Here is an 18411-nt window from a genome sequence, read left to right on the forward strand (position 1 = left end):
CACCCTCGAACGAAACGGCTTCATCCGACGTCAACCCGGCGTCCCCAGAAGCATCGAAATCCTCGTGCCGCCGGAAAACTTGCCGATTCTCGAATGGCTCGGTATCAAAACGTCAAAATCACTGTGATGAACCACTAGTGCCCACTTTCCGAAGTTCGTGCTCCATCGCAGCACCCACCTTCTCGAACTTCGGAAAGTCATGGGCACTAGCAAAATTACTGATTCTAGTACCGCTTTATCGATCTGAAGTCCCTGATCGAATTCGCCGCTTGTGGTGCAGGGACTTCAGATCGGCGGTACTAGTGCGGTGAATTTGAAGTTCCTGTCAGTTTCGCGGTAACCTCGTCATAGGAACTTCAAATTCCAAACCCGCACTAGAATCATATAATTGGCTAGTGCTCCTTTGATTCCGAAGTTCGCAAACGTGGAGCCGCAATATGATGCGAACTTCGGAATCGGAGCACTAGCGATTCCCCCTTCGTCCGTCCGACTGCGCATCAGCTGAAATTAGGAAACCGGCCTCTTTGAGGGGTTCGCCGACCTTGACTTGAAATGCAGGCGCATTTTCAAGGCCCCACGCATAAATCTGATGCAATAAACCATCAAGCAACTGGCCCTTGGCTGAAAGCTCATAGGTGGAGAATGCCCCCCGTCCGTGTTGGCTGCGATGAATGACAAGCTCTGCCGCGATCAAATCCCGCAGCCGTTGGGTAAGCACCTTATCGCTAAGAGCTGGCAGCAGTTTGCGCAGCTCCGAATAGCGGTACGGACCTTCGCTAAGATAGCAAAGGATCACCGTTTTCCACTTGCCGCCAAGTACGGCAAGCGTGAATTCGGACCCACAGTGAAATGATGTCTGCCGCTTCTTGACCATTCAATTCTCGGGCTTGGCGCCGCCGTCCGGAAAATCTAGCAAACGGCATCAGGCTCGCCAAGGAATTCGTTAGCTCCTGTTCGTTCAGTGGTGGCACTTACCACTTGGTGCGTTGAATGCTGTCGGGACAGCGTCTAACAAGCCGCGCAAGAAGAACCGCATTGGAGTGGAGGGAGCGCATAATGAAGGGAACTGACCTGACACCATCCGAAATGAAAGAATTTGTCCGGCGCCATTTTGAGGATTTCGTCAACAACCGCCTTGCGGACGTGATCTACCAGAACATGACGAGCAATTTTTTCGATCATGACGGGCCGGGCGGAAAACCAACCGATAGCAAGGGCGACGAGCAGATGATGCTCGGCATGTACAAGGCCATGCCGGATTTGAAACTTACGATCATAGAGATGGTCGCGGAAGATGACCGCGTCGTTTGCCGCAACATCTGGCGCTGGACCGACCCTTCGTCAGGCAAAAAAATGCAGATGCATGGCTTCGTGCTCTGGCGGTTCGAAGGCGCGAAGATTGCCGAGCGCTGGGCAACCGTAACCCCTCCCACCGAAGATCATCGGGCCTGGTAGCTTAGGCGCAGCCGCCGGAGGCCTTCAGTCGAGCCTATCGAAACAGGATCGCCATGAACACGCAAAGCCAAACCGCGCACCCCGTCGGCGAGCTGATTTCGCAATATCTGGAGGCGGTGGGCCGCAAGGACGAGTCCGCGGTCGACCGCTTTTTTCATCCCGACATCGAATACATTGTGAACGGCGTGACCGCCCCCGATCCGGCGAGCGGCCTGCCACCCATTTCGTCCGATCTGGAAAAGGCATTTCCCTGGTTCGGCATTCATCGTGGCCGTGTTGCGGTCAAGGCCTTCCTCAACCTGCTTCATCAGAATCTCGAGGTGACAGCCTATGGGCCCCGAACCGTCATTTCCGACGGCGGGAAAGCGGCAGCTTTTGGCTGGTTTCGGCTTCGGGCGTTATCCACCGGGCGCACGATCGATGTCGGCTATGCCGTGCTGGCGGAGGTGAAGGAAGGCCTGATTACAAAGTACCAATTCGTCGAAAACACCTGCGCGGTGGCCGACGCCTTCCGAATAGCCGGCGTTTGGCAGTTCGCCACTGGCGGGGCAATCCACAAAATTCCCGCATCGCATTAGGAGCTTTCCGTGCCAAATTTTTCGATTACGCCGTTCACGGCGAGCGAAGCGGGAGCCTGGTCCAACTCCTATCTCGTCTCGGGGCGGCAGGATGCGCTCCTGTTCGACGTCGTCCAGCTACGCAACGAGGCGGGCAAGCTTGCCGACATGATCGGCCGGTCGGGGAAGACGCTAAAGACCGTATTCATCTCGCACGCCCATCCGGACCACTTTCTAGGCTCGGACGTCCTCGCTGACCGCTTTCCGGAGGCCCGCTTCGTCACCACGCCGAATGTGATTGGCGATCTCGAGAAAAACGGTCCCTGGATGCTTTCGCTGCTCCAAGATAGACTCGGCGCTGAAGGTCCAACGCGGCTTGTCATTCCAGAAGCCGTAACCGGGAATTTCGTTGAACTGGAAGGCAGCACTTTCGAAATCAAGGAATTCGGCGAAGGTGAAAGCGCTCATATCGCAACGTTGTTTGTAAACGAGCCGAAGGCGCTATTGACGGCTGATGTCGTATACAACGGGGCACATCTATTCCTGCAAGAAAAACATCTCGAAAGCTGGCTCGATCGGCTCGATGAATTCGAAGCTTATGCCAAAAAACTTGGCGCCGCGATTTATCCAGGCCATGGCGCGCCGGGCGGTATCGAACTCATCGATCGGACGCGAGGTTATCTACTCGACTTTGCACAAGCCGCGAAACTTGGCTCGCCGGCGATGGCGCAGCAGCGCATGCTGGAGCGATATCCCGATTACCGCGTAAAGCAGTTTCTGACCATGTTCAGTATTCCCGCCTATTTCGCGCCTGCTGTATCCTGACCGGCACTGGTCGCCGCGCAGCAAGCCAATTTGCGCCGAAGATCGATAAATCCTTCACCAAAGGCGTGCTCAGCCGCACCGATTGCCAGGCGGTGGTCGCCTCCTCGATCGCGCTCGCCAAGGGGCTCGGCATCACGACCACGGTCGAAGGCATCGAGACCGAAGAACAGCTCGACTACATGCGCAACGCCGGCGTCGAACTCGCGCAGGGCTACCTGTTCGGCAAGCCGGTCCCGATGACCGAATTCGGCCGCGACAATGCGGTCATGCTCACCGCGCTGGTGGCGTGAGGTACGGCTTAGCGCTCGGCTCGCATCACTTCGGCAGGACGCCCTCGACCCCGATGACGCGGAAGCTGGCATACTTGCTGCCGACTTCCTTCGTGTTGCGCCCCTCTTTTTCCTCGAATGCCTTCACCGTGTCCATGTCGGGAAATTGCAGGAGCACCACGCGATTGGGCGGCGCGGCTCCGCTAAAACCAATCGCCTTGTTCGCTCCGCCGGCGATGTACTTGCCGCCAAATTCCTTGATGTTCGCTTGCGCCTTCGGCACGAAGTCCTTCATGTAGCCGTCCTGATCCTTGACATCGATTTCGGCGATGACATAGCCCGGCGCCTTGGTTTGCGCGTGCAGGATGCTGCCCGCACCAGCGCCCAGAACGAAGCTACCGATGACAGCCGCAACGATTTGATGATGCGATTTCATTGCCATTCCCCTCTGGTTAGATGCGCCGCAGCCCGGCGCAGGCTTCCTGAAAGAAATCATTCGCAATGCTGGTCTGGTAGAATTCGAAGTTTAGGGCTGAAGCAAAAAGCTGTCCATGCGCTGAGAAGGTCCCGCTTCTCCTCGCCTGACTGCAATTTCCCGGATATTCGATCAATAAAAAGGCCGCCCAATGAGGCGGCCTCTTTCACTTCGAACGCTTTTTGCTTTTCGCGTTTGGATCATTTCCGGCAGCGATCTGCGCCTGGATCGCAGACGCTTCTTTCGCCAATCGCAATTCCCGAAGGCGGGCCATGTTCTTGCGAACGGCTACGGCCTCCTTCGTGGCTTCCTCCATCGCCCGCGCCCCTTCCTCGGCTGCGAGCCGCATTCGGTTAGCTCTCGCTAGCTGAGCAGCGGATTGGTCGACTGGCTTGTCGCTCATTCGACCCGAAGGTTTTCCGCGCTGCTCTTGCCCCGCTTGGGGTCGGCCTTGATCTCGAAGGACACCTTCTGGCCTTCGGCCAGGCCAGAAAGCCCGGCGCGCTCGACGGCGCTAATATGGACGAAAACGTCGTTGCCGCCGTCATCCGGCGCAATAAACCCAAATCCCTTTTGGCCGTTGAACCACTTAACCGTACCGGTAGTCATTATTTCACATCCTTTTGCATGAGAGTAATGGGGGTACCACAGTTGCGCACCCCACGCACGCCCTAGTTCTCATCCCATTTGATATCCCCTCCCGGTCGTGGGTCGGTTCTGGGCGCGGGCCAGCCGGCAGAAGCGGTACTATGTATATGAAAAGGCAGCAAGAAAATCTCATATGACCGTTGAGGAGCATCTGGCGGAAGCGGAGCGATTCAGGCCTCCGAAAGAGCAGGCCCGCGATCCGTCTGCTGGGCACCTGCTCGCCCGGATGGAGGCAAGCTACCGGACCGTGGCCCAATGCGGCGCCCCGTCTCAGGGGCGGGCGCCTTCATCCGTCCTGGGTGCAAGCCGAAGTCGAGGAGCGCCCTGCGCCGGGTCCGCTCGGCTACCGCGAGGCAGACGTCATGGCCGCTCACGCCAAAGTCAGCAACGCTGTCATGTGTGGAGGGCACCTCCGCGGATCAGGTCCCGGTCAAAAGCACGCATTCGAAGATGCCCGGGCCCGTGTGGGTTGTCCTGATCGCCGGGTCGACCGGCGCTGCGTTAAGTGCTGTTCGCCCTCCCCTCATCTCCCGATGACATCTGGAATCATTGACGGTGCACGTCGCAAGGCGCACAATTACCGGACTTTCCCATTATTCGTTTGATTGCAGCAATAAACAAAACACTGGGGGAAATCATGAAATACGTGAAAGGCCTTGCGGCAGGTTTTGCCGTGCTCGGCAGCCTTGCGCTTTTGCAGGCGACCGCGAGCGGACAGGAAGTCAAGCAGGAAGGAAAGTCGCAGCTCGGCAACGCCAAGGTTTCGCCGGTCACCCAGAGCCAGCTCAATTCGGCTGACAAGAACTCCAAGGATTTTCTGCTGACCAACGGCAACTACGCCCAGACGCGTTTTTATCCCGCCAAGCAGATCAATCGCGACAACGTCAAGCATTTGCATGTCGCCTGGATCTTCCAGACCGACGTCAAGGAATCGCTGGAGACCTCACCGATCGTCGTCGATGGCGTGATGTACGTGACGACCTCGTTCAGTCATGTCTACGCGCTCGACGCCAAGACCGGCCAGCAGCTCTGGCACTACAATCACAAGATGGGCCCGATCACGACCTTCTGCTGCGGGCCGAACAACCGCGGCGTCCAGGTTCTGGGCGATAAGGTCTATCTCGCCACGCTCGACTCCAAGCTGGTCGCGCTGAACGCCAAGACCGGCGAGGTGGTCTGGATGACCAACATTGCCGATCCCGAGCTCGGCTACAGCGAGACGATGGCGCCGACCGTGATCAAGGACAAGGTCCTGATCGGCACCAATGGCGGTGAATATGGCATCCGCGGCTTCTTGCGCGCCTATGACGCCAACACCGGCAAGCAGCTCTGGAATTTCAGCACCATTCCTGACAGCACCGTGGGCGTCTGGGCCACCAAGGACGCCACCGGCCGCGACATGCACCGCAACATCCAGGCCGAAAAGGATCAGCTCGCCAAGACCGGCGATCCCGCTCCCAAGCTCGGCGGCGGCGTGTGGCAGAACCCCTCGGTCGACCTTGCCACCAACCGCATCTATTTCGTGGTCGGCAATCCGTCGCCCGACCTCGACGGCTCGATCCGGCCCGGCGACAATCTCTACACCGACTCGCTGGTCGCGCTCGACCTCGATACCGGCAAATATGTCTGCCACTTCCAGTACATCGCCCATGACGTATGGGACCTCGATGCGGTCAGCCCGACGGTTCTGGTCGACGTCAAGGACAAGGACGGCAAGACCATCCCCGGCGTCATCCACGCCGGCAAGACCGGCCATATCTACGTGCATAACCGCAAGGACTGCAGCCTGATCCGCTACTCGGAGGCGATGGTGCCGCAGGAGAACATGTGGACGCTCCCGACCAAGGACGGCGCGCGCATGCTTCCCGGCGCCAATGGCGGTGTCGAATGGTCGCCGATCGCCACCGATCCGGGCCAGAGCCTGGCCTATGCCATCAACCTGAACCAGCCGATGACCTACCATGTGGAGAATTCGGCCTACCCGAACGGCAAGCTGTGGCTCGGCGGCGCCTTCAAGGTGATCCCGACCGAGAAGCAGTCCGGCAACATCACCGCCGTCAACTACAACACCGGCAAGATCAAGTGGCAGGTCAAGACGCCGGAGCCGATGATCGGCGGCATTCTCGCCACCGCGGGCGGTCTGGTGTTCACCGGCGAAAGCAACGGCAAGTTCGCGGCCTATGATTCCTCGAACGGCAAGGAATTGTGGAAGTTCCACGCCGGCGCCGGTGTCAACGCTCCGCCGTCGAGCTACACGCTCGGCGACAAGCAATACGTCGTGGTTGGCGCGGGCGGTAACGTCCAGGTCAACGCCAAGCGCGGCAACAACATCATCGCGTTCTCGCTCGACTAAGAAAGAGGCGCGCATCATCGACGACGGGCGGGACCGCTTGCGGTCCCGCTTCTGTTGGAAAAGTGTGAAGGCTTAAGCGATGGGCGGCAGGCTTTATTCCAGTAGGCTTTATGGCGCTATCTTGGGTAGCGTCGTGGCGGCGATGGCGTTCGCCATCACGCCGCTGCGCGCGCAGACGCTGGACGACAAGGTCCAGGTCTGCTCCGCCTGCCATGGCGAGAACGGCAAGCCGGTCGACAAGACCATTCCGAACATCTGGGGGCAGCAGGCCGGCTATCTCTATATCCAGCTCCGCGACTTCAAGCGCGGCGATCGCAAGAGCGAGATCATGCAGCCGATCGCCTCCGCCTTTGAAAAAGACGACATGATGGCGATTGCCGAATACTTCTCGAAGAAGCCGTGGCCGGATCTCGGCCAGCCGCGCGCGCCGAAAGATGTCGCGCAGCGCGCCCGGACCGCGGATGGCTCGATCGGCTGCACCGGTTGTCACCTCGACCATTTCCAGGGCGACAGCACGGTGCCGCGTCTGGCCGGCCAGGGCCGCGACTATCTGGCGAAGACCATGGCGGACTTCCGCACCCGCGCCCGCGGCAATAACCCCGGCATGAGCGACCTGATGATCGCAACGTCGTCCGACGATCTGGCCGCGCTGGCGGAATATCTTGCCGGGCTGTGACACTTTCTTTTCCCTCCCCCGCGGAACGCGTGGGGAGGGTGCATAGGCGACCTCCGGTCGCCGTTCTCAAATAAAGGAACGCCGATGCTTTGCATCGGCTATGCGCGAAGCAACGGTCGGGTGGGGGTGCTCTTTTTGTCGTAAATCTGCGACGTATTCGGTTGTCTTAGAACCCCCCACCCTGGCCTACGCTTCGCTTCGGCCTTCCCTCCCCACAAGGGGGCTTTGCACAATAACCCCTAGTTTAGCACGGGTTGTTGTGCAGATGAAGTTTTTTCCCAAAAAGACGTATCAATCCCGAGTTCGTGCGCCTCTTGGATTAGGCAGCAAATGTTGTGGCAGATGATCTTGCAGAGGACTTCGTTCTTCATTGCCACGTCTGTCTTGGTGCGAACGTGATCGCGGAACTTGGCCTTGATCATTGAGAAGGTGGACTCGACGTTGCTGCGCTTGTGGTAGTGCCTCGCGTCCATTACGCTCTCCCACCAGTATCTACTATTAGTAGATACTAATCGGGGTTGACGGTCAATACCATCTGTATATATTAATGGTAATTCTTTATAGGGAGTCACATTTTGGCCAAGCCTTCTTTGGAAATTGGGGTGGTACCGCTCCAAGGCTGCCGGTGCCGGTGTGGGCACGAATGGCTGCCACGGGAGGAAGACAAACCGCGCGTTTGTCCAAAATGCAAAAGCGCCAACTGGGACCAGCGGTACAGGTCGGCCAAAAAGAGGGCCAAGGTGGCGAATCGCAATGGGTAAGAATGCCAAAACTTCGGACAAGAGCCAAATGAGCTTCTTGCCGCCCGCGAAGGTGCTCAGCGCCGTCGATAGCGAGGTCGAGGCATATGGCTTTATCCGCGAACAACTGAAAGAGTTGGGCTGGGTGGTGAAGGACCCATCCAAAAATACAGGCGGTCAGGTCTGGACGCAGAACCAATGCCTCGCTGATCCAGAGATCAAGAAGGCCCTCAATCTTGAGCGGCCTGAAAATATCATCAAACTTACCGAGAAAAAACTTTGGGTGATCGAAGCGAAGAGTCATAAGTCGCAACTCAAAAAGGCAATCAAAGAAGCTGAAGAGTACGCGGAAAAGATAGCGGACAGCGGTTATTATGCCGTTCCGTTCATTACCGGCGTAGCCGGAAATGATCACGCGGCGTACGACATCCGGACCTTCATGCTGGTCAAGGGCAAGTATGAGCCGGTCACGATCACGGGCATTGAAGCTACCGGTTTTCTTGATCAGCAGACGATCCAAAAGCTGTTGGACTCCGGCAAGCCCAACATTGCGGATTTTTACGTCAATGAAGATGCGTTCTTAAAAGCCGCTGAATACATCAACCGCACTTTGCATGTCGGCGGGATTAATAAGAACGACCGCGCCCAAGTGATGGCCGCGCTGCTTCTTTCACTGCTCGGTGATTCTGATCCCGATGTTGAAGCCGACTTGCCGCTCTTGATCGGCGACATCAACAACCGGACACGGTTGCTCCTGCAAAAGCACGGCAAGAAAGAGTTCTATCCCTTCGTTAAAATCGAGCCACCCAGCAGCGACGAAAATCACGTCAAATACAAAATCGCAATCGTCCGAACGATTCAGGCACTCAAGAATCTCAGCATTAAGTCCGCGATGAACTCCGGAACAGACGTGCTTGGTAAGTTTTACGAAGTGTTCTTGCGATATGGGAACGGCGCGAAGGAAATCGGAATCGTTCTAACGCCGCGACATGTCACGCGGTTTGCGGTTGAGGCAATCGGCGTCACCTCCAATGATATGGTTTTTGATCCAGCGTGTGGTACGGGCGGATTCCTGGTTGCCGCGTTCGATCATGTTCGTATCAACTCGAAGCCGGCCCAAATCGAAAAGTTCAAAAATAATAATCTCTGGGGGATTGAACAAGAATCGAAGGTTGCGGCGCTTGCCATTGTAAATATGATTTTTCGTGGCGACGGAAAGAACCACATCGTTGAAGCAAATTGCTTTACGAAATTCCTTCGGCGCGCGCCCGGCGGCGGCGTGGGGTATGTAACAAAACCGCCTGCAAAGGGTGAAGAGCCGATCACGCGCGTTTTTATGAATCCCCCGTTCGCCTTGAAAAAGGGCAGCGAAAAAGAATGGTCTTTCGCTGAAGCTGCTATGAAGTCTGTAGAGGATGGCGGAATAATATTCGTAATCGTTCCGATTTCCGTTGTAAGCGAAGGCGGCAAAGATGGCGCATGGCGGCATACGTTGCTGGCCGAACACACGTTACTATCGGTAATTACCTTCCCGGAAGAGTTATTCTATCCGGTCTCAAACCAAACCGTGGGAGTCATCCTCAGAAAGGGTATTGCTCACCCAAAAGGCCAACCCGTTCTATGGGCGCGGGTTGTTAACGACGGATTCCGTAAATCCAAGGGAAAGCGGCTTCATATCAAAAACGGGCCTCCTACCGATTTAGAGATTTTGAAGCCTATCTTGCGAGCCTTCTTGCTTGATCCCAGCCAGCCTATAGCGAGTGTTCCTGAGTTCATCCGCGCCTGTCCAGTCGATTTCAGTGACCCAATCGTTGAGCTTGTCCCGGAGGCTTACCTTGATAGTCATGTCCCGAAAGCGCCAGAGCTTTTGGCCCGGCTAGACGCACAAGTGCGCGAGAATGTAAGCGCCCTCGTCAATATCGATCTCGATCTGAGGTATCAGGCCGGTCAACGTCCCTCGATTATCGAATCAAGTCAGGGAACGAAGCCGCCGCCCGCAGGGCAGCTGCCTGCGTTGCCGAAAATGAAGCCAGTGCCCATTGAGCAACTGTTTCACTTGTACGCGGGCGACTACCATAGTCTAGCTGAAGAGGATGCGGGGAAGGTTCCCGTCGTGTCTTGCGCCGACACTGGCAACGGGCTTGCCGGAGCATACAACGTTCCCAACGAAGTTGTTTTTGGGGACGCTATTACCATCGCTTTTAATGGATGGCCGCTCACCACAAAGCTTCATCCCTACGCCTTCGCCGCTAAAGACGATGTTGCCGTTGCAATCCCAAAGGCCCCAATGACGCCCGAGGCCCTGATCTTCATTCAGGCACAGTTGAACGCCGAACGCTGGCGCTTTTCATATTACCGGAAATGCTTCAAGGCCAAGCTCGGAAGAACAACGGTTGAACTTCCCTTCAAGAATGGCGCAATTGATTTCGATTACATGGCGGCTGCGGTACGAGCGCAACCGTATTGGTGGTTTCTCAATCCCCGTCTCAAAGATTGGGAACCGCTCACGGCCGCAAGCGCGCTGCCTCCGGAAAAGGACGGTCTTGCAGCCTAGGTTTTTGTGCAGCCGCCCGGCTTTTTGTGCAGGAGGCTGTTATTGTGCAAAGCCCCACAAGGGGGAGGGAGGAGAAGCTCAGCGCGGCGTCAGCGTCTCGCGCAGCGCCGACAGCGTGGTGAGATCGGCGGCGCGCTTGCCGGCCTTGTCGCGAAGGGATGGATCGGCGCCGTGCTTGAGCAGCAACTGGGCGATCTCCGCGTGGTTGCCTTCAGCCGCGGTCATCAATGCCGTACGCCCGCGGTCGTCCCGGTCATCGATATGCGCACCGGCATCGACCAGATAAGACACGACCTCAAGCGCCTGCGCTTCCGCGACGCTCTCGTCGGGACCCGACGCCCACATCAAAAGCGTGAGGTCGTTGGCGTAACGCGCATTGATATCGATGTTGCGCGCCAACAACTGCCGGACAATATCGAGGCTGCCGCTCGCGGCGGCATAGACGATCGGCGGCTTGCCGGTGCCGTCCGCTGCCCGCCCGTCGGCCCCATGCGCCAGCAGCATCTTGACGACCTGGTTCCTGCCGGCAAACGCCGCGGCGGCCAGCGGCGAGGTGCCGCTTCGTCCCGTCAGATTGGTGTCGGCGCCCTTGTCGATCAGGCGCTGCACGACGGCGTTCTGGCCGCGTTCGGCCGCAACGTAAAGCGCGGTCGCGCCGGCAAGATCGCGCGCGTCGACCGGCGCGCCTCGCTGCAGCAACAGATCGACCATCTCGAGATGGCCGGATCGCGCCGCTTTGCTCAGCGGCCGAGCGCCCGTCCGGTCTCGTGCATCGACCGAGGCGCCCTGATCGAGCAATTTGGTCGCAAGATCGATGCAGTTGCGGTCGGCCGCGGCAAACAGCGTCGATGACACTTCAACCGCGGTCATCTCGGCCTTGTTGGTTTCATAACCGCGGGCCAGATCGCGGCAGCGCGCCGGGTCGGCCGCGAAGACCGTGTCGCTGAGGCCGAATAATAACGTCGCAAGCAAAGCAATTTGACGCAACCCGATGTGTCGCAATGTGCCCCCTTCGCTCGCGCGTTTGGCCGCCAGTCGTATCAGCCGACGCGAGCCGCAGTCCAAAGCAACTATAAGGGGATCGCGCGTTTGCAGGAAATGCGGAAGTACAGCTGTCTCACCAAAGTCGAACGGCGCCGAGCCGGTGTGTCGCAACGGTCACAGGCGCCGATAAACAACCCTCAGGTCCAACTTCGCCTTAAACGGAACGGTTTTTCGACGCTATACGAAGCATGACTGAAACCAAGACGGATCTGTTTTGGACCGTTGCCGAGTAGATGAGTTCAGGGGCATTTCAATGTTTGGGTTTTTTATTGCGATCGTTGCATTGTCCAGTGCCAGCATATTTTTGGCGCACGCGGTTGAAGCCTACCTGACGCAATAAGGCGAGGATACGAACCCGCGCAGTTCTTCGCTGTCGCCTCAGCCGCTTGGCATGCGACGCCAGGAAGCAGCGCCTCCTCGAAGGATCGTGTCAGCCGAGGCCTGAAATCCGTGCACCACGAAGTTCGGCGCATCGCGTCACAGCTTTTGTAAGGTCACTGTAAGTACCAGGTGAAACACTCTCCCTATTGCTCGAATGGGGATTTCAGATGCGAGGAATTCTTGCCGCAGCCGTCGCCCTCGGCGTCGTTTATTTGGTCGATAGGGAACTAAACGACGGCCGCTACGGAGATGTCGTCGCGAAGGGGCTTTTGGCCCTGGTTGGGAGATGACTCTCTGGCCGCGTCGCCGAGGCGATCGTTCCGATGGATGCGGCCATCACAGCAAGCTGCGGCAAATCAGGACAGCTTGCCGCGGCCTGAGACGTGATTCGTTCACCACCACATGCGCTCGCCGAACCAGGCATATTGCGACTGGCGAGCGATCCTGATCGGTGGCCATGTAACGATCCGGGTCGGCAACGGTGCAATATGTCGCCTGGCAATTTTTTGCTGGCGCCTGGCTCCCTGCTTCTTCGGCCTCTCCGCTTGCGTCTGGGCGCCGGCGGGCGCTTGCAATTGCGCCAGCGCTTCTCGCGCGCGATCCGGAACGACGGCTGCCTGTTGCACCGCCTTGACTGGCGCAGCGATTGCGGTGGTGGCCATACGCGGCATGGCAGCGCTGGTGTCGAAGACAATGCGCTCGGGCCATTTTCGATCGGAATAGATGCGAATGACCGGCTTGTGCGGATCGGTCGCCCTGCCTACAGGCAATTTGGGAAGGCATGCGTCTGCGATGTAGAGCAACGCAAACAACACAGTGCCGACCCAAAGAAAATACCGCGCCACGGGCATTTGCACGCCCTCGCTCAAATTGCCACCGGCATTGTGCCAGACCGTTGCCGCCAAGCAAGAGCGACTAAGCGCAATCGAGAGCGCCAAAGGATAAATGACGTTGAGGTAGATCAAAGAGATCAAGTAGCTGGCTTCGGCTTTGGGTCATCCGAAAGGGGCGTCCCAAAGCTTTCCGAAGTCCGAGAAAGGTCGTGCTGCGATGTAACTAGCGAAAAGGATTCTCGGTAAGCTGTGCTGACCAATGCAGTTCGCACGGCGGCAGGAACTTCAAATAGGCGGTACGAGACTTGATGCTCGAACGAAAACGGCGCAAGATAAATTCGTGGCATGGGTGGCCCGGTCGGCCAGCGCGTGGTCGTTATGACACCGGTTTCGATGGTTAAATTTGTTGCATCGGCGTCCGTGTTCGTCGCGGCAGGTACTGCAGCGATTGTCTTCGGCGTCGCTCACGTACAGCACGAGCAGAAGCTTACGGTAGGTGCCGTGGCTGCAACGATGAGCGCGCCACAGGGTACGCGGGCCGTTCGCAGCGATACGCTGCCTGTGGCGGGCGAGACTTCGCCTGCGCACGCAGCAACTCAGGCTCCGACCGCGCTCGCGGCAATCCAGGCCAACCCCGCGGACATGGCGGCCGAACTTGCCGGACCGCCGGAGGCCGCTGGCCAGGATCGATCCTCGCCCTCCTTCGACATTGTCCGCGTTGAAACAAGTGGCGATGCCGTCATCGCCGGACGGGCGGCGCCGGGCGCGACTGTCGACCTGCTGCGCGGTGGCGAGCGCCTTGCTCAGGCGGTTGCAGACTCATCCGGAGAATTCGTGATGGTGCCTCCCCGCCTCCCGGCGGGCAGCTATGAGCTGACGTTGAGCGCAAAATTGCCCGATGGCACGATAACGTCGTCCAAACACGGCGCAGCGGTTGCGGTCAACGACGCGGGACCGAGTGCTCGCGCAGCGCAATCGCTTGCCGAGTATGTTCCGGAGACCGCGTCTCAACAACACCCATCCTCGGAGCCGCCCTTGCAGAAGACCGGTCAGCCGCAGGAAAACGCCGATCTGCAGCCAGTACATGCGCTTCATGCCAGTAGCGTATCCTCGCCGGCGGTGGCGCACGCGATTTCGAGTAAGGTGGTGTCCCGCGGCGACAGCCTCTGGCGCATCAGCCGCATCATTTATGGCGACGGCTCACGGTACGCGCTCGTGTACCGGGCGAACCGGGAACGGATCCGGACGCCAAATCTCATCTATCCCGGCCAGACCCTCGTTCTTCCCCCGCGGCACAACTGAAACGCCAGCGCCGCCGCAAGCGGAAGTGGTGGCGCGGACTGCTCGCGTCACAGCTAAGCGCCGGAAACACGACATTGATCGAGCAGCCGCGATGAGCGCCGGGGACCGATAGACAGTCGGCCGTGAGGCCGATCGTCTCGCTGGGACTCGAGTACCGCCGATCTGAAGTCCCTGCACCACAAGCGGGGAATTCGATCGGGGACTTCAGATCGATAAAAGCGGTACTAGCTAGAATCAATAAGTTTGTGAGTAGCCCATGATTTTCCGAAGTTCGTGAAGGTGGGCGCTGCGATGGAGCACGAACTTCGGAAAGTGGGCACTAGCGTCGTCACATCGGCGGCTTCACACCCTCCGCGCCGATCACGACCGCAGCGGCTTCCGGAACGTCCTTCTTCATGACGATGAAGACCTTGCGCCCAACCGCGAGCTGGCCGGCCGGCGCCTTGTCAAAGGCGACAACCGTCGCACTCGTTGGAATAGTGATCTTCTGTTCTCCGCCTTTGTAGGTAAGCAGGAGCACACGGTCCGCTCCAACCTGCTCGACTTTGGAAATATTGGCGTTGGTCATCATGTTTGGCTTGGCTTCAAGATCCCATGGATAGTGCCCCTCGGCCAGACCGCGTAAGGATTCATCAAATACGTGAACCTCGCGGGCGACGCGCTTGCCGCCCTCCTCGAAAGACGTGATGCCGACGAACTTGCCGGTCTGAATGGCGCTCATGTCGGCCTTCGTCACGAGAAAAAGGCCAGCGTCGCTGGCGAGTTTGATCGATACGGTATCGCCCTTGACGGTTTGAACGTCGATCGTTCCGTCCTTCGCGGCAGTCAGCGTGCCACGGATATGCCCCTGCGCCAAAACTGGCGCGGAAGACAGCAGACCGACAAGAACCGCTACGGCTGCAATTGGTACCCAAAGCGTTCGAGATATTATCATCTGATTTCACTCCCTTTTGGCGCTCGGCGGACAAGGTGTGCCCACCCCAACGATTGCAATGCTAACAATTGTGGCGGCACAATCTAGCGCTCCGATTCCGAAGTTCGCAAGCTATTGCGGTCCCTCCGATGCGAGCTTCGCGCGAATGTTCGTCCACAACATTGCGGACCTGTTCATGTCTCCAGCGCCGATCTTGCCTATGGTGCCGGAATGAGCGGTCCGAAGCGGGATTGCATCATCTGATCTCCCCGTTCGCGCAGCACTGCGTCACGGATGCTCGGCGACATTCGCAAACTTTCCGCCGCGGCAATGCTTTGGCTTTGGACCCATCTGGTTCGTGGCTTGCGCCTGCTGACATAGTCGCTGAGCGCACCGTCTACCGTAGCAGCAGAACGCAACGTTTCGCCAAGCACGCATGCGTCTTCCATGGCCATACAGCCTCCTTGGCCCATCAGTGGCGAACTGGCGTGCGCGGCGTCGCCGATGAGGACGACACGACCAGTATACCACTCATCGACTTCCACCCACTCGATGGCAGAACAGTGGACCTGGTCATCGCGTTCAAGTGAGGCCAGATACTCCCGCACGGGCCCTCCAAAGCTCGCGAAGCGGTTGCGCAGGCGCTCGAGTCGTCCCTCCAGCGGATCGCGCGAGCGCGGCTGCATGATGTACCCGAACCCGTAGGTGCGCTGCTCCCCGACAGGGCAGAGCCCGAAGAAGCATCCATCGCCGAGCAGGAACTGCAAGGTCGTCAAGCCGCCGGGGCGGATCGGGGCAATGCTGCGCCAATTCATGGCGCCAAGATCGGTGGGCGACGTCGCGCTCAGAGCCAATCGGCGCACGGCCGAAAAAATGCCGTCTGCTCCGACAACAAGGTCGTACTCGCCGGCCGAGCTATCGCTGAAGATTACTGAAACGCGCTGATTGTCCTGAGCCAGTGACGTGATCGAGGTGCCTAGCCGGCAAGGTACGGCAGCGACCCCGGACCGCAGCACCTGCTGCAGTTTGGTCCGTTCGATGCCGACACAGGGGCCTGCGTCGCTCCACAACGCCTCGAGGTCGGTCTCGCAGAGCACTTCCCCCTGCTCGTCACAGAAATCCCACCGGCGAACAATCGCCCCGGCATGCTCGATCGCTGCGCCGAGGCCGAGTGCGTGCAGCACACGCATGCCATTGGCCTGTATCAGAAAGCCGGCCCCCACCGCATGCCAGGTCGGGTTGCGCTCGACGAGTTCCACAACGAGGTCTTGCTGGTGGAGAGCGGCGGCCAGAGTGAGCCCTGCGATTCCTCCGCCAACGATCAGGACTCGTTCAGCGTCCGCCATTGCGCACTTTCCCCGGCTCGGCTGGCGAAGGGCAAACTCGCAAGTATCGGAAGTATACATCTCCCAAATCGCAGCATCAAACCGCGGGCCTTCACCGCGGGCCTTCGCAGCCGGTCAGGCTGGGGGACGCACACCATCGCTTTTCCACATCCACGACAAGCAGTGGCTGTTTTCTGTTCCACACCCCCAGCAATTGACAATTTGCAGTCTCCGCAAATCAGCGGAATCAGTCGGGGCATGCCTTCCCTCACCCGCCGCCGCTGCGACAATCCACATCGAGAGACCTGGGACGTCTCTTACGGCGACGTGCGTGTCGGCACGATCGGTGAACGGGCTGGCATTCCCGTCGGCGCCGATCAATGGGGCTGGTCTTGCGGCTTCTATCCCGGACTTGAGCCTCGCCGGCATCGCCAGGGGACGGCGAAGAGCTTCATCGAGGCACGCGCCGGCTTTGAGGCCGACTGGCATAGCCTGTTGCCTGAACTCTCCGACGACGCCTTTGAGGACTGCCGCAGGGATCGCGCGTTTCGCGCCGAGATCAGGGCCACCCGCGCGCGCGGCGAAAAGCTGCCGACGGAGATTTACAGTTCGCTGATGCGCTGCGTTTGCGGCGTCGTGTTCGACAGCCACAAGCCGGACGAGAGTTACGATCACCGCGGACACATCCATGCCGCCTACAACACGAAGGCAACGAAAAGAGCCGTAACGAAAAGACCGCAACGAAAAGAGCCTCAGCACGGGGGTCCATGCTGAGGCCCGACCTCGACCAGGCATCGAGGAGAGCTGAACGCTCGCGAGCAACCTCGCCCAACAAGAGCGCAAATGACACTAAAATCAAATTGAAAAATTCAAATTCCATTTGTGACGGGGCGGAGACAAAAGAACCTTTTTCCCCGTCGGCTGGTCGCACTTGGATCTAGTGGAGTGGATTTGACATTCGCTACGCACCTGACCAGAAACTCGGAATGCGAATGTCAAATCCTAAACTCCACTAGAAACATATATTTGCTAGTGGTCCTGTGATTCTAACATTCGCAAAAGTGCCCGCAGGGGAGGGATGCGAATGTTAGAATCGGACCACTAGCGCGGCGATGGCAGCGTGCGGTGCTGAACGCTCTCTCTTACGGCGAGGCCACTCGCCAGCTGCTTCAATACGCGCGGGTCGCGGCTTGAAAGCAGCTTGGCGAATTCGTCGAGGTCATAGGGTAATCGCGGCTGCGGGACCGGGCGCTTTCGCAGCGCGAGCTTGATTCGGGTCCATAAGCGCCAACGCAATGACATCGCCCGCCATCGTTCTTTGTTGGTTTTTGTTTTGGATCGATAAACATCGCTCCCCGGCATTCAGTTCCGGCCGGCAGCCGCGCAGGCCTAAATTTTAGAATCCCGCGCCGCAATAGCCGGCAACCATCCCGGGCAAGCCGCCTCCCCCGAGGAAAATCCGCAAGGGTTTGTGAAAGGCCTTCCGGCCTTTCGCCGCAGCCCAAAATAGGGCCCCAAAAAAACGAAAAACCCCAGCACATGAATGCCGGGGCTCGCTGACCGGTCCGCGTACATCCGGCGGGCGATCAAGATGACATCAGCCATAGCCTTCAATTCTGAAGAAATGATGACGGCGCCTTAACCGTAAAACTACGCGGCGGCGGGCTGCTCCGGTGTCTGCTTCGGCATTTCCGCTTTCAGGACGAAGTCGGCTTCCGCCAGGTGCTCCCAGCGCTCGGCCTGGGCCAGCCATTTCCAGTTCTGGTCGGGATGCAGGCTCGCCTGCTGGCGGCAGAGCAGCGCGATCGCGCGGCAGCGTTGGGCGTTTTCCATGATTTCCTCCCGATTGATCTATCCGATTGATCTATCGACGCTCGCGAATCTCGTGACCGCGCGCCTAGTGGAGTGCCACTAGAGCTTCGATTCCGAAGTTCGCAAGCTATTGCGGCCCCTCCGATGCGAACTTCGGAATCAAAGGAGCTCTAGCAACTTATTGTTTCTAGTGCGGCTTTGAATTTGAAGTTCCTATAACGAACTCACGGCGAAACTGATAGGAACTTC

Annotated in this window: 18 protein-coding genes; 9 read left to right on the plus strand and 9 right to left on the minus strand. The window is 58.5% G+C overall.

The genetic code is table 11. From position 1 onward, the window contains the following. Positions 1–463 precede the first annotated feature (463 nt). A complete protein-coding gene (locus M6D32_RS15545; protein ID WP_298257697.1) occupies positions 464–874 on the minus strand; it encodes a helix-turn-helix domain-containing protein in 411 nt (136 codons plus the stop codon). A 116-nt stretch (positions 875–990) separates the two neighbouring features. On the opposite strand from M6D32_RS15545, the gene M6D32_RS15550 reads away from it, so the two are divergent. Genes M6D32_RS15550 through M6D32_RS15565 form a run of 4 tightly spaced genes read left to right on the plus strand, consistent with a single transcriptional unit; the run spans position 991 to position 3127 of the window. Continuing rightward, the gene (locus M6D32_RS15550; protein WP_298257699.1) at positions 991–1455 is read left to right on the plus strand and encodes an ester cyclase; all 465 of its coding nucleotides are present in this window, start codon (positions 991–993) and stop codon (positions 1453–1455) included. A gap of 53 nt (positions 1456–1508) precedes the next feature. Next, entirely contained in the window at positions 1509–2033 is a 525-nt protein-coding gene (locus tag M6D32_RS15555; RefSeq protein ID WP_298257701.1) for a nuclear transport factor 2 family protein, read from the plus strand. A gap of 9 nt (positions 2034–2042) precedes the next feature. After that, complete coding sequence (locus M6D32_RS15560) at positions 2043–2837, plus strand: MBL fold metallo-hydrolase (protein ID WP_298257703.1); 795 nt, start codon at positions 2043–2045, stop codon at positions 2835–2837. A 41-nt stretch (positions 2838–2878) separates the two neighbouring features. Next, positions 2879–3127: an EAL domain-containing protein gene (locus M6D32_RS15565; RefSeq protein ID WP_298257735.1), complete on the plus strand. Its 249-nt coding sequence runs from the start codon at positions 2879–2881 to the stop codon at positions 3125–3127. A gap of 25 nt (positions 3128–3152) precedes the next feature. On the opposite strand, the gene M6D32_RS15570 is transcribed toward M6D32_RS15565, so the two are convergent. Then, positions 3153–3542 carry a DUF1330 domain-containing protein gene (locus tag M6D32_RS15570; protein WP_298257705.1) on the minus strand — a complete coding sequence of 130 codons (390 nt, stop codon included), beginning with the start codon at positions 3540–3542 and terminating at the stop codon, positions 3153–3155. A 438-nt stretch (positions 3543–3980) separates the two neighbouring features. After that, a complete protein-coding gene (locus M6D32_RS15580; protein WP_298257710.1) occupies positions 3981–4190 on the minus strand; it encodes a cold-shock protein in 210 nt (69 codons plus the stop codon). A gap of 676 nt (positions 4191–4866) precedes the next feature. On the opposite strand from M6D32_RS15580, the gene M6D32_RS15585 reads away from it, so the two are divergent. Next, entirely contained in the window at positions 4867–6582 is a 1716-nt protein-coding gene (locus M6D32_RS15585) for a PQQ-binding-like beta-propeller repeat protein (RefSeq protein WP_298257713.1), read from the plus strand. A gap of 79 nt (positions 6583–6661) precedes the next feature. Then, positions 6662–7258, plus strand: coding sequence for a c-type cytochrome (locus M6D32_RS15590; protein ID WP_298257715.1), 597 nt, complete (start codon positions 6662–6664; stop codon positions 7256–7258). Between the two features lie 239 nt (positions 7259–7497). Here M6D32_RS15590 and M6D32_RS15595 read toward each other — a convergent pair whose 3' ends face one another. Then, entirely contained in the window at positions 7498–7731 is a 234-nt protein-coding gene (locus tag M6D32_RS15595) for a transposase (protein WP_366145838.1), read from the minus strand. Between the two features lie 280 nt (positions 7732–8011). On the opposite strand from M6D32_RS15595, the gene M6D32_RS15600 reads away from it, so the two are divergent. Further along, positions 8012–10552: an N-6 DNA methylase gene (locus M6D32_RS15600; protein ID WP_298257717.1), complete on the plus strand. Its 2541-nt coding sequence runs from the start codon at positions 8012–8014 to the stop codon at positions 10550–10552. A 78-nt stretch (positions 10553–10630) separates the two neighbouring features. Here M6D32_RS15600 and M6D32_RS15605 read toward each other — a convergent pair whose 3' ends face one another. Next, positions 10631–11539, minus strand: coding sequence for an ankyrin repeat domain-containing protein (locus tag M6D32_RS15605; protein ID WP_298257721.1), 909 nt, complete (start codon positions 11537–11539; stop codon positions 10631–10633). Between the two features lie 830 nt (positions 11540–12369). Continuing rightward, a complete protein-coding gene (locus M6D32_RS15610) occupies positions 12370–12951 on the minus strand; it encodes a hypothetical protein (protein WP_298257723.1) in 582 nt (193 codons plus the stop codon). Between the two features lie 252 nt (positions 12952–13203). On the opposite strand from M6D32_RS15610, the gene M6D32_RS15615 reads away from it, so the two are divergent. Continuing rightward, on the plus strand, positions 13204–14112 hold the full coding sequence (locus tag M6D32_RS15615; RefSeq protein WP_298257725.1) for a LysM peptidoglycan-binding domain-containing protein: 909 nt from the start codon (positions 13204–13206) through the stop codon (positions 14110–14112). Between the two features lie 328 nt (positions 14113–14440). Here the strand turns inward: M6D32_RS15615 and M6D32_RS15620 are convergent, their stop codons facing one another. Both M6D32_RS15620 and M6D32_RS15625 read right to left on the minus strand, forming a co-directional pair. Then, on the minus strand, positions 14441–15046 hold the full coding sequence (locus M6D32_RS15620) for a hypothetical protein (RefSeq protein WP_298257727.1): 606 nt from the start codon (positions 15044–15046) through the stop codon (positions 14441–14443). 197 nt (positions 15047–15243) lie between these two features. Then, a complete protein-coding gene (locus M6D32_RS15625) occupies positions 15244–16371 on the minus strand; it encodes an FAD-dependent monooxygenase (protein WP_298257729.1) in 1128 nt (375 codons plus the stop codon). A gap of 237 nt (positions 16372–16608) precedes the next feature. Here M6D32_RS15625 and M6D32_RS15630 point away from each other — a divergent pair, with 237 nt between their 5' ends. Then, complete coding sequence (locus M6D32_RS15630) at positions 16609–17124, plus strand: hypothetical protein (RefSeq protein WP_298257731.1); 516 nt, start codon at positions 16609–16611, stop codon at positions 17122–17124. An 876-nt stretch (positions 17125–18000) separates the two neighbouring features. Here M6D32_RS15630 and M6D32_RS15635 read toward each other — a convergent pair. Next, complete coding sequence (locus M6D32_RS15635) at positions 18001–18183, minus strand: hypothetical protein (RefSeq protein WP_298257733.1); 183 nt, start codon at positions 18181–18183, stop codon at positions 18001–18003. Positions 18184–18411 lie beyond the last annotated feature (228 nt).

The sequence above is a fragment of the Bradyrhizobium sp. genome, from assembly GCF_027307225.1.
Taxonomy (GTDB): domain Bacteria; phylum Pseudomonadota; class Alphaproteobacteria; order Rhizobiales; family Xanthobacteraceae; genus Bradyrhizobium.

Bases quoted from the DNA above. Each gene is read 5' to 3' on its own strand.
- M6D32_RS15545 (WP_298257697.1), bottom strand. From the start codon at position 874: ATGGTCAAGAAGCGGCAGACATCATTTCACTGTGGGTCCGAATTCACG.
- M6D32_RS15550 (WP_298257699.1), top strand. From the start codon at position 991: ATGCTGTCGGGACAGCGTCTAACAAGCCGCGCAAGAAGAACCGCATTG.
- M6D32_RS15555 (WP_298257701.1), top strand. From the start codon at position 1,509: ATGAACACGCAAAGCCAAACCGCGCACCCCGTCGGCGAGCTGATTTCG.
- M6D32_RS15570 (WP_298257705.1), bottom strand. From the start codon at position 3,542: ATGAAATCGCATCATCAAATCGTTGCGGCTGTCATCGGTAGCTTCGTT.
- M6D32_RS15580 (WP_298257710.1), bottom strand. From the start codon at position 4,190: ATGACTACCGGTACGGTTAAGTGGTTCAACGGCCAAAAGGGATTTGGG.
- M6D32_RS15585 (WP_298257713.1), top strand. From the start codon at position 4,867: ATGAAATACGTGAAAGGCCTTGCGGCAGGTTTTGCCGTGCTCGGCAGC.
- M6D32_RS15590 (WP_298257715.1), top strand. From the start codon at position 6,662: ATGGGCGGCAGGCTTTATTCCAGTAGGCTTTATGGCGCTATCTTGGGT.
- M6D32_RS15595 (WP_366145838.1), bottom strand. From the start codon at position 7,731: ATGGACGCGAGGCACTACCACAAGCGCAGCAACGTCGAGTCCACCTTC.
- M6D32_RS15600 (WP_298257717.1), top strand. From the start codon at position 8,012: ATGGGTAAGAATGCCAAAACTTCGGACAAGAGCCAAATGAGCTTCTTG.
- M6D32_RS15615 (WP_298257725.1), top strand. From the start codon at position 13,204: ATGGTTAAATTTGTTGCATCGGCGTCCGTGTTCGTCGCGGCAGGTACT.
- M6D32_RS15620 (WP_298257727.1), bottom strand. From the start codon at position 15,046: ATGATAATATCTCGAACGCTTTGGGTACCAATTGCAGCCGTAGCGGTT.
- M6D32_RS15625 (WP_298257729.1), bottom strand. From the start codon at position 16,371: ATGGCGGACGCTGAACGAGTCCTGATCGTTGGCGGAGGAATCGCAGGG.
- M6D32_RS15630 (WP_298257731.1), top strand. From the start codon at position 16,609: ATGCCTTCCCTCACCCGCCGCCGCTGCGACAATCCACATCGAGAGACC.
- M6D32_RS15635 (WP_298257733.1), bottom strand. From the start codon at position 18,183: ATGGAAAACGCCCAACGCTGCCGCGCGATCGCGCTGCTCTGCCGCCAG.